Below are 11369 nucleotides of genomic sequence, written 5' to 3'. Positions count from 1 at the left end.
CGGCTTTGCCACGCAAAGCGCGCAGGATGCCCTGGAAAGCCGCATCGCCAGCGCGATCATCGAGCAGGCGGCAACGCAGATATTCATGGTCAATCCCAAGGCGCGCGCCGAGGATTACATCGGCGGCTTCGGCCTGACCCAGCACGAGTTCGACCTGATCCGCGCGATGCCCGACAGCCAGCGCTGTTTCCTGATCAAGCATGGCAACGACAGCGTAGTGGCGCGGCTCGATCTCTCTGGGCAGAAGGATATCCTGACGATCCTGTCGGGGCGGGAAGCCAACGTGCGGCTGCTCGATGCCTTGCGCAGCGATCTGGGCGATGATCCGCAGGATTGGCTGGCGCCCTTGCTGGAAGGGGCGGCCTGAGCGATGGCTTGCCCTTCCGTCAACACCGGCCAGCAGTTCCTTTCCTCGATGCTGGCGCATGTGGATTGCCAGGCGACGACATTGGGTTCGGTTGGGTTCCAGTCCCTGGCCCAACCGGGTGGCCTGGGGCAAACGGTCGTCACGACTTTGCTCACTTTGCTGATCGCGACGTTTGCGATCCGCTTGCTGGCAGGGCGCGGCGTATCGGGCAGCGATCTGATCGGCACGTCGCTCAAGGTCGGTATTGCCCTCACGCTGGCGGCCAGTTGGCCGGCTTTCCGCATCGTGATCTACGATCTGGTACTGCATGGCCCGGCCGAACTGGCCGCCGGTTTGCATCTCGACAACCAGTTGCCGGGCATGGGGCAGGGCATGGCCATGCGGCTTCAGGCGGCCGACGACGGGATCATGGCGCTGACTACGCAAGGCACCGGGCGCGAAGTATATGCTCCGGTCGCGGACGGTGGCACGACGTTCAAGGCGATTGCCCTCGACGACCATCCCGCCCTGGGGTGGGCGAGAGTGGTCTTTCTGGTCGGCACCCTGGGGCCGCTGGTGGCCATTCGTCTGGTCGCCGGTCTGCTCCTTGCGCTGGCCCCGGTAATGGCCGGGGCATTGCTGCTTGGCGCGACGCGCGGTCTCTTTGCAGGCTGGGCGCGCGGGCTGGTGCTATGCCTGATCGGGTCACTGGGGCTGACCGTGGTCTATGCTGCGGAACTTGCTGTGCTCGAGCCTTGGCTGGCCGGCGCGCTGCAATTGCGCGATGCTGGCTATGCGACGCCCGCAGCGCCGACGGAACTGCTGGTCATCACCCTGTCGTTCGCCATCGCGGCGCTGATACTGGTTAGCATTCTGGGACGCGTGGCGTTTCAGCGGGGATGGGCCGAAATGCAACCGACCGTTGCGGGCGAAGCACGATCACATATTTTTGGCTCGTCTATTTTCGGGCAACGAGACCGCTTCTCAGGACGCACCAGCTTCAACGATAGTCCTGGCCTCTTGGTGGAAGAAGGTGGCAGCGTGGGTAGCGGCGGCGCTGCGCCGCCGGCGCGCGTGCCGATCCTGGTCGAGCGGGAACGTACTGCCACAGGTTCTGGCAATGGAGAGCCGCAGTCCGTGCGTGCTGGTGAACCCGCACTTGGAGAAACGTACCCGCGCGCTACGCGCCGCGTCACGGCCGCAGGCCAGCGGCGAGATGGGAAACGATGAAACCGGAACGCAAGAAAGACCTGGACGCCTACTATCGCGAGGCAGCGACCTGGGCTGAAGATCGCGATGCACGCGACCAGCGTTCGCGGCGTATCGCGTGGTGGGTTGCGGGCGGAGCCTCGTTTGTCGCCATTGCCGAGGCGTTTGCGCTGGTTGCCTTGGCTCCGCTCAAGACTGTCGAGCCGTACACGCTGCTGGTCGATCGCCAGACCGGCTATGTCGAAGCCCTCAAGCCACTTGAACGCCAGACCATTGCCCCCGATGCCGCGCTGACGCGGTCTTTCCTGGTGCAATATGTGATCGCCCGCGAAAGCTTTGATCTGGGCAGCATCAAGGCGAACTACCGCAAGACCGCTTTGTGGTCGGCACCGGAAGCCCGCGCCGCCTACATCGCCGCCACGCAGGCGACCAATCCCACCAGTCCTTTGGCGTCCTTGCCACGTACCGCGCAGATCGAAGTGCAGGTAAAGAGCGTATCTTCGCTCGGCCCGGCTACATCGCTTGTGCGCTTCCGCACACACCGCACCGATCTGGCGGCCTCTGCTGCAGCGGATCAGGACTGGGCGGCGGTGATCAGCTATCGCTATTCGGGTGATCCGATGACGGTGCAGGATCGCCTGATCAATCCGCTCGGCTTCCAGGTCACGCGCTATCGGCGCGATGCCGAGAGCATTCCCGATACGGCGCCTGCCGCGCTGGGGGGGGCTGCACCAACGGTAGTTCCGACTGTGCCTGCTGGCCCGCCCACACCCGGCGTGCCATCCTCAGCGCCGCCGCCTGTCATTCCGATGGCCAGGGCCGGCGCATCGGCGAAGAAACCATGAGCGCGCGAGGTGCTCTATGCCTGCTGACCCTGGCGCTGGCAGCGCCTATGGACGCCTATGCGCAAGCGCGCGCATGGCCGGTGCCGAGTGCCGGCGATTCCCGCATCCAGACCGCCATCTGGCATCGCGATGAGATGGTCCATGTCCGGGTTGGCTCGGCTACCCCGCTGACCATGCAGTTCGGGCAGGACGAGCATATCATCAATGTAACCATGGCCGATGCTAGACCATGGGCGGTGACCGTGGCACGCGATGCCGGCAGCCTCACGGTTCGGTTTTTGCCCAACGCGGTCATGACCAATATGATCGTGCGCACCGACCGCCGGACTTATCTGCTTGAGTTGGAGCCCAATGAAGCGTTCGCAGCGGTCATGCTGCGCTTTTCGGTCGTTGCCAATACATCGCCGCCTGCACAATCACCAAGTCCATTCTCGCCGCAAGCTCAGTTCCTTCCACAATTGCGGGCTGCAAGCGCCCAAGCGGCCTTGCAGCGCTATCGTGTAAAAGGCGATAAGGCGCTTCAGCCTGATTCCATCGCCGACGATGGTCAGCGCACCTACATTCGCTGGTCGGAAGACAAGGCTTTGCCGGCTGTCTTCGCTGTCGATGAGACGGGTCGCGAAATGACGATCGATGGATTCATGCGCGATGGTGCCTATACCATCGATCGGGTCTGGCCGGAGTTGGTCTTTCGGATAGATCGGCACAAGGCGGTGGCCGTGCGGTTGACCACGCCCAAGCCCACGGCGGGGGAGAATGCCAATGGCCGCTGACGACATCCGGCCACAGGTTGCGATGCGGACCGGCAATCTCGGCATCTTGGCATTCGGCGGAGCGGCGCTGATTGGTGGTGCCTTGCTGTTCATGACACTCGACGCGCATCGCCAGGCGCTCAACGCGCCGACAACACACGCTTCCCCGCAGGACACGGCGGTGCCCGGAACCGCGGTTCCAGACCTTCAGGTGCCCTATGCCGAACCGCAATCTGTGCCGCTCATGGCGATGCCTCCGGCGATGGCGCAGCCCATCGGGGCCGCTCAACCAACAACGCTTCCCACATCGCCATCAGTCGTTGCGGCGACGCCTTCACGCACGCGATGGGATAACGCGCCGCTAACGCCGCAGATTGGGTCTGGCTCCGGCAGTTCATCAGCCACGGGCCCGACCACGGTATTCGATGCCCCGCCGCCACCGTCCAGCGCACCCTCAGTTCCATCCGCACCGGCGGAAGGCGCCAGCCCGACCAGCGGTCCTGAGCGCGTCAAGGCCACCCGGTTGCTTAACCCGGCGACGACCGTCACGCAGGGTTCTGTGATCCAATGCGTGCTAGAAACGGCCTTGGACACGACCAAGCCAGGATTGGCTCGCGCGATTGTATCACGCGATGTGCGGGGCTTTGATGGCTCGCAGGTGTTGGTGCCGCGAGGCAGCCGTCTCATTGGCGAATATCAGTCCGATGTCGCCAGCGGTCAAAGCCGCGCCTTGATTCGCTGGACGCGGCTGATCCGACCCGATGGCGTCACAATTGCGCTGCAATCGCCCTCGGCCGATACGCTTGGCCGTGCCGGGGTCAAAGGCAAGGTCAACAGCCACTTCCTGGAGCGCTACGGTGGGGCGATCCTTCAGTCGGCGCTCAACGTGGGCATGAACGTCGCCACCAGCAAGTTGGCGGACGGTACTTATATCGTCGGTTGGCCAGGCGTAACCACGCCAACCACAGGCTCGACCGGCGGGGCGAACGTGCGAAGCACTGTGACAGTCAAGCAGGGGGCGAGCGTTTCCGTTTTCGTTGCCCGCGATCTGGATTTTTCGTCGATTGACGAGAGGCCGTGACATGCGTGCGCGCGTTGGGCACTATCTTACCGCGTCGCTGGCACCGCTGGCACCGTTTCTCAATCAGAGCGACGTGACTGACATCTATGTCAATCGTGCAGGCGAAGTCTGGACCGAAAGTCTGGGCGGCACGATCGAACAGCACCAAGTGGTGAATCTCGACGAGGCTGTGTTGCTGCAAATGGCGCGGCAGGTAGCGGCCTGGTCTAATCAAGGCATCAGCCGTGAGCATCCATTGCTGGCCGCGAGCCTGCCCGATGGCTCACGCATTCAGGTCGTAATGCCGCCAGCAACCCGTGCTGGCGTGGCTTTAGCGATCCGTCGCCACGTCATTCAGAGCCTCACGCTCGATGATTATCCCATGGTTGATAGCCCTATGCCAACTCGCTCAAGGCAAACGACAGCGTCCGACGGGGGGCACGAAGTTGGACGTGGTCACACATCGCAATTGCGTCAGGCCGTGAAAGCCCGGAGAAATATTCTTATCTCAGGCGGCACGTCGACGGGCAAGACGACATTCCTCAATGCGCTGATGCGGGAGATCGATAGCAAGGAGCGCGTGATTGCTATCGAGGACACGCCGGAAATCGCCCTGGGCCAGCCCAACAGCCTTGGATTGCTGGCAGCGCGCAACGAATTGCGCGAAGCTGCCGTGAGCACGGACGATCTGCTCAACGCCGCTTTGCGTATGCGTCCCGATCGCATCATTGTTGGCGAACTGCGCGGCAGCGAGGCTTATACTTTTCTGCGCACCGTCAACACTGGCCATCCTGGGTCGATGAGCACAATCCATGCGGACAGTCCAGAAGGCGCGATCAAGCAACTTGCGCTCCTAATTCTACAAACGGGCGCGCGATTGAGCTGGGAAAACATCGTCCATTATGTCCAATCCACCGTCGACGTGATCGTGCAGCTCGAACGCTTTGCGGGACAGCGGCATATCGCCGCCATTTGGAGCAATCGGACGTGAACGCCGGAACCGCGTCACTTTTTGAACCGGCCCACACTCAAGCCTTGGGCGCCATGGCGGATTGGCTGCGGGAAGTGTTGTCTGGCAGCTTGGCAACGGCGTTGGGCATTGTAGCGATAAGCTTGGTCGGGCTGTCTCTGTTTCAGGGAAGGCTGAGGTTAAAGCACGCTGCTTTTGTTGTTCTTGGCGTATTCCTGTTGCTGGGCGCACCGATTATCAGCGCTGGCATCACCGGCAATCTGCCCCCGGCGTTGCCTGTCATCGCAGACGCAACGGTCGCATCGCCGCCTGTGATTCCTCAAAACAGTCCAGCATTATCTCACAATCCATTCGATCCCTACGCTGGAGCTTCAGTCCCAACGCAATGAACCGACCCTTGTCCACCCGCCTTCTTCAGTAGCAAGTCACAGTCGCACAGGGCCTCGAACCGGAACGCCTTAGGTCCTGCCACGCAGGTGGTAGTTCGCTCGAACGGCGACGTGCTTTGCGTGAAGAATATCTGTGTGGCAATTCGCCGCTGCGAAACGGAGGCTGTCCTGCGGCCATGTTGAACCGCTAGCACCTCGTCGCGCATCTCGGGCGGCCTATCGATCCTAGCAGCAGTTGGGGTACAATCAGGGGTATTGTCTTCAAATTCGAAAATTTTGTCCTTAAAAATCAAAATATGTGTATTTTTTGAGTGCCTGGGCAAATCCTGCCCCCGCAACCATCTTACACCTCACACACATAACGACAGCCCCGGCCAAACAAGGCACGGGGCCTTCCTGCGTTCAGGATCCCACTTCGGCGGCAAAAACGCCACCAGGCGGCATCGCCCGTGCTGGCCAGCCTGGCTGCATCCGAGCACAAGCCGCAAGCACAGGTCCATTGCGGAACCTTTTTGCGCTGCAGCAATATCAAAATGCTTTGGTCCTTTTCAAATTGCTTCATACACAAGGCCGGTATCTATCCGTTTAGATACCGTGACTTAGGGGCAATCGTTGGACCATCATCAACCTGTTCGTCGCCCGTCGCGGGCGAACTTTCTGCGCGCGCAAGCCAGCCTGGCTGCCATGGTGGCCGTCTTGCCAGCCCATGCCTGGGCGCAATGCGTGGAAACGGCGGACACTGCGGTGACCTGTACCGGCACGTCCAGCGATGGTTATGTCATCACGCGTTCGGGTACGGCCCTGACGGTTGACGAGGGCGCCAGCCTGAACACCAACGGCCCGGCGGCGATCACGGTAGCGATGCCGGCCACAGCGTCGTTTCAGTCGCGCTATGCCACGATCACGGTCAACGGTGCTGTGTCGAATACGGGGACTGCGGGCATCGCCGTGCTATCTGGGCCAGCCGATTCCAGCGGCACCGATTTTGCCGGCTCCAGCTTCAATCTTAGCGTTGGCGAGAACGGCACGGTCGCGGGCGCGTACGGCATCACCTTGGCGAGAAGCCCTGGCAATCCCTATGGCAGCACCTGGCTGTCGATCGCCAATGCCGGCACCATCACCGGCACGAGTGGCGTGGCGATCTACGATACCAACCCCAATTTCAGCTTCAACACGATCTACAACACCGCCAGCGGGTTTATCGGCGCGATCCAGGCCAATGCCGCAATTCGCAACAGCGGCACGATCGACGGCGGGACGCTGAGCGCGATCGCGCCATCGCTGGGCAATAGCGCATATTATCGCACGGTATGGAACGACGGCACGATCACGTCTGGCAGTGCCAGCCCCACCATCGTGCTGAGCTATGGCACGGTGACCAACAGCGGGACGATCAGCAACACCGGCAGCGGGGCTGCGATCGGCGGTGCGTCATACCTGACGCTGACCAACCTTGCGGGCGGCACGATCAGCGCCAGTGGCGCCAGCGTGATCGACGGAACGCCGGTCCAGGCGGACATTACCAACAGCGGCGTGATCAGCAACACCGGCAATGGCACGATCATTGCCACTGGCAGCGGCACGCTCAATGTCACCAACGCTGCCGGCGGCGTGATCTCGGTCAAGCCCGGCAATACCGCGTTGAGCACGCAAGGCAGCCTTAACCTGGTGAACCAGGGCACAATCGTCGGCAATGTCCTCACCGGGTCTGGCAACAGCACGATCGATTCATCCCACGGGTCGATCGCCGGCAATGTCGTGTTCGGATCGGGCGATGACGTGCTGGTGGCAACGCTCAACGGCGGGAACCTGGTAACTGGCATTTCCGGCGCAATCGATGGCGGCGCCGGGGTCAACACCCTGAAGCTGGTGACCAGCAGCGATGCGACACTGTCGGCAGCGCCGGTGCTGCCGACGCATTTCACCCAGCTCAGCCTGGCGCCCATCTTCGGCACGACGCTGACCGTGGCAAGCGACTATCCCACTGTATCGTCGCTCTACTTCGATGGTGCTGGAACGCTCTTGAACCAGGCCGGGATCAGCGGGACCGGAACGGTGGTGAGCAACACTTCGTTCTATCCAGCGGGCGGAACGTTCGTGAACGAGGGCACTATTACCAGCCAGACCGGCGGTGATGCTTATGCCGTCGACCTTGCCAATACCGTCATCGATAACAAGGCATCCATTTCCGCAAGCGGCAATGGCCTCAGGACAAACGGCGACAATTTCACCAACAGCGGCACGATCACCGCGGGCGGCACGGCTGCCTCGGTCTATACTGGCTCGGGCTTCAGCAACAGTGGCACGATCCGTTCGACCGGCGGAACTGCCCTGGAACTGACCTATACCTGTATCTGCACATCCGGCACCAACAGCGGCACGATTGCTGGAGCGACGACCGGGGTTCTGCTGGGCGACGGTATCCTGACCAATACCGGACAGATCAGCGCGTCTGGAACGGCCGTGATGCTGGGAGCCTATGCCCAGATCGACAATCGCGCCGGGGGGATCATCACTGGCGGCAATGCCGCGGTTGCGCCCAGCGAGTCCTGGGCATTTTCCATCCGTGTCTATAACGCCGGCACGATCAATGGTGACGTCAACATCGCCACCCGCGCTGGCAACTCCTCCTATGGCGGGACGATGTACGTCGCGAGCAGTGGCGGGATGCTCAACGGCAATCTGACCCTGGGCCGGGATGACGTGCTGATGACCACGCTGAGCGGGCCGGGAACCAGCGGCTTTGCCGGGATCAACGGCCTGGTCCAGGCGGATCATTCGGAATTGCGATATGACGTGACGAGCGACGCGAGCGCCACCCTGGCGCTGCCCGGCGGCTTTGCCCGCGTCGGCTATCAGGTTGCGAGCGGCACCACCCTCGCATTGCATGCCGATGGGACCTGGGGTTCCACGGTGAGCATCGCCGGCACTGGCAATGTCGTGCTGAGCGGTACGGTCGCCACGACCGACATGCCGGCCTTGGGCACGACGTCGGTGATCCCGAGCCAGGCCACCGGATACAACGGTAGCGCCGCGAGCATACCTGTCACGATCACCAACAATGGCACGCTGTCAGCCACGCGCAGCGGTACGACCAATCCGGTGGGCACGGTCGTGCTGCCCACGGCTTACTATTCCTATGAGACGGGCACGACGTTCATCAACAACGGGACTGTCCGCCTGACCGACAGCTCTTCGGGCGGCAATACTATTAACTATTATGGCGCCGTCACCGCGCAAGCCGTGGTGAATGCCGGCACGATCGTGGCCGATGGCAGTGTGGGCGTGACTGCCAGTACGTTGACGAACACGGGCAGCATCACGGCGAGCCAAAGTGCGGTGCAAATGATCGGCACGACGGTGAACAACAGCGGCGCGCTCGTCAGCACGGGTGGCGCTGCCATCGCCATGTCGACCAATGGCTATTACAGCGGGACAAACCAGGTGACCAACCTGGCTGGTGGCACGATCACCGGCGTTGGCGACGCGGTGGAGATGGGCGGTGGGTTGGTGCGCAACGCTGGCGTCATCAACGGGACTGTCGATCTGGGTTATTCCCAAGTCTATGACCGCGCTTACAACAGCGGCGTCTATATTGCTGATGGCGGGACGATCAACGGGAACCTGCTGTTCGGCGACGGCAATGATCAGCTGATCGAGACGGGAGCCGGTTTCGGCGTGACCGGCATGATCGATGGTGGAGCAGGCACCAACTCGGTGGGGCACCTGCGCAGCGGCACGGCAACCGTAACGCTGGGCGAGGCATTGCCCGCAGGTTTCACGCAGGAACTCGCGATCGCCGACGGCGCCGACGCGCAGGTCACTATCGCCGGGCCATCCGGCTATACCGGCAACATCTTGGTCGCTGGTACCGGCACGATCATCAACCAGCTGGCCACCACCGGCGGCGTAAGCACGCTCTCGGGCTATACCGTCCAACTCGTGCCTGGCCTGCAGGGCGATCTGGCGGGCTTCGTCAATCGCGCGGATATCGGCCGGGCCTGGGTGGCCACGGCGTTGTTCGACAATAGCGCCAGCATTGGTTCGCCGACCTTGACGGGGTCTGCCGTTGCGGCGTGGAGCAGATCCAGCCTGACTTTCAACAACAGCGGCAGCATCGGGAACAATGGCGTAAGCCCGGCTGTCGACCTGGCGGCCAATACCTTCGCTGGCAGCAGTGTGACCAACAGCGGCGTGATCAGTGGCGGCCTCAGCATCGTGGATGGCGGTTACAGCTATCCACCGACAGCAGAAGCCGGCACCCTCACGATCGTCAACAGTGGCACGATCACGGGCTTCACGCCGCAGACCGATCCCGATTGGTACGGCTATGGGCAGCCCGTCGGCTATGCCGTTTCTGTCGCGGCTGACGTCAGCAACATGGTCTCGTTTGACAACAGTGGCCGTATCGTTGGGAACGTCTATCTGTTGAGCGGCAATGCCACGCTGATCAACAGCGGATCGATCACGGGCGACATCGTGACCCGCAGCGGTGACGACCGTCTGGTGATGAACGGTGCGTTTGCCGGATCGATCTATGCCGGCGGCGGCACCAATGTGCTGGAAATCAACGGTGGCAGCCAGGCCGCACCAGTGGCGTTGGACACGGTAATCGGGGTTTCGAGCCTGACCCAAAGCGGTGGATTTGCCACACTGGCAAACCAGGGCAGTTTTGGCAGCGTGGTGCTGACCGGTGGGCGGCTCGTTGGCCTGGCCGGCTCGGTGATGTACGCCGACAGCATTACCGTGGGGCGTGGCGCGGTGTTCGGTTCGGCGGGCACGGTCAACGGCAATATCACGGTGAGCGGCACGCTCAGCCCAGGTGCGTCGCCTGGGACGATGACGGTCAATGGCAACGTGCTGCTGGCCACCGGATCGACCACGGTGTTCGAAATCGCGCCCAGTGCCCGTGACAAGCTGAACATCAACGGGACGCTGACGATCAATTCCGGGAGCACGTTGCAGATCGTGGCGACCACGCCGGTCAAGGTGGGTTCCACGCTGGACCTGATTACCGCATCGGGCGGGGTGACCGGCCAGTTTGACACGGTAACGGGCCTGGCCGGTTCGCTGCGCACCTTGGCCAACGGTGACCTGGGCCTGCTGGTGCAGTTTGCCAATGCCCCGGGCTATGCGCCGCAGGTGCGCCGCGCGATCGGCTATATCAACACTGCCATGGCGGCGGCCGATGCACCAGCGGCGCTGTTCCCCGCGCTCGACAGCTTGCAGGACAGCAACGGCGCACCGATCGTTGCAGCGTTCGCCCGCCTGACGCCAGAACCCTATGCCGATGCCCTGCAGATCGGCACGGAAACCGCGCTGGCCTTGGCCAGCACCAGCCGGACGATGGGCGGGGCGGAGGCGCGTGGCGACAGCCATGTCTTCGGGTTTGGCCAGATGGTGGGTGGCACGCGCCAGTTCAGTGCCAATGGAGCGCAAGGAGTGAGCGCGGCAACGCTCAATGGCTATGGCGGCCTGGTTGGCCTGGGTGTCGGTGGCGAAGGCTATGCCGTCGCTGCCTATGTCGGGTGGATGGACCGGCACCAGACGATTGCCAGCCTGGGCGCATCGACCAAGGCCAGCGGCGCGATCGGCGGCGTGACCGCGCGGTTTGGCGGGAAAACCCGCGTGACGCTGTCGGCCAGCTATGACGATGCCGATGCCTTTACCCGCCGCACCGTGCCCGATGCCGGGGTGATCACGGCCAGCTATTCGCTGCCCAGCTGGTCTTTCGATGCCTCGCTCAGCCGCACGGTCCCTCTGGGATCGGGTTGGTTGCTGCGCCCGCAAGTGGGCAC

7 protein-coding genes and 1 pseudogene are annotated in these 11369 nt (G+C 62.7%); all 8 read left to right on the top strand.

From position 1 onward, the window contains the following. Window positions 1-367 (top strand): annotated as a pseudogene (locus tag H926_RS32785) (VirB4 family type IV secretion/conjugal transfer ATPase); the annotation flags it as partial. 3 nt (window positions 368-370) lie between these two features. Beyond that, a complete protein-coding gene (locus H926_RS30070) occupies window positions 371-1576 on the top strand; it encodes a type IV secretion system protein (protein WP_051146487.1) in 1206 nt (401 codons plus the stop codon). After that, the gene (locus H926_RS30065; RefSeq protein WP_022678309.1) at window positions 1573-2400 is read left to right on the top strand and encodes a virB8 family protein; all 828 of its coding nucleotides are present in this window, start codon (window positions 1573-1575) and stop codon (window positions 2398-2400) included. Before H926_RS30070 ends, H926_RS30065 begins: the two co-directional genes overlap by 4 nt. 47 nt (window positions 2401-2447) lie before the next feature. Further along, window positions 2448-3173 (top strand): TrbG/VirB9 family P-type conjugative transfer protein, encoded by a 726-nt coding sequence (locus H926_RS31265; RefSeq protein ID WP_022678308.1) that lies wholly within the window; start codon window positions 2448-2450, stop codon window positions 3171-3173. Beyond that, window positions 3163-4233, top strand: coding sequence for a TrbI/VirB10 family protein (locus tag H926_RS30055; protein WP_022678307.1), 1071 nt, complete (start codon window positions 3163-3165; stop codon window positions 4231-4233). Before H926_RS31265 ends, H926_RS30055 begins: the two co-directional genes overlap by 11 nt. 1 nt (window position 4234) lies before the next feature. Then, window positions 4235-5203: a P-type DNA transfer ATPase VirB11 gene (virB11, locus tag H926_RS0122830; RefSeq protein ID WP_022678306.1), complete on the top strand. Its 969-nt coding sequence runs from the start codon at window positions 4235-4237 to the stop codon at window positions 5201-5203. Further along, complete coding sequence (locus H926_RS32780) at window positions 5200-5571, top strand: TrbC/VirB2 family protein (RefSeq protein WP_148291863.1); 372 nt, start codon at window positions 5200-5202, stop codon at window positions 5569-5571. The genes virB11 and H926_RS32780 overlap by 4 nt, the downstream gene beginning before the upstream one ends. A gap of 723 nt (window positions 5572-6294) precedes the next feature. After that, the coding region (locus H926_RS30050) for a hypothetical protein (RefSeq protein ID WP_237741169.1) at window positions 6295-11369 on the top strand (5075 nt) is incomplete at its 3' end.

Origin of the sequence: Novosphingobium sp. B-7, from assembly GCF_000410615.1 — a bacterium.
GTDB lineage: Bacteria > Pseudomonadota > Alphaproteobacteria > Sphingomonadales > Sphingomonadaceae > Novosphingobium > Novosphingobium capsulatum.
This window is presented reverse-complemented; position numbering and strand designations above follow the sequence as displayed.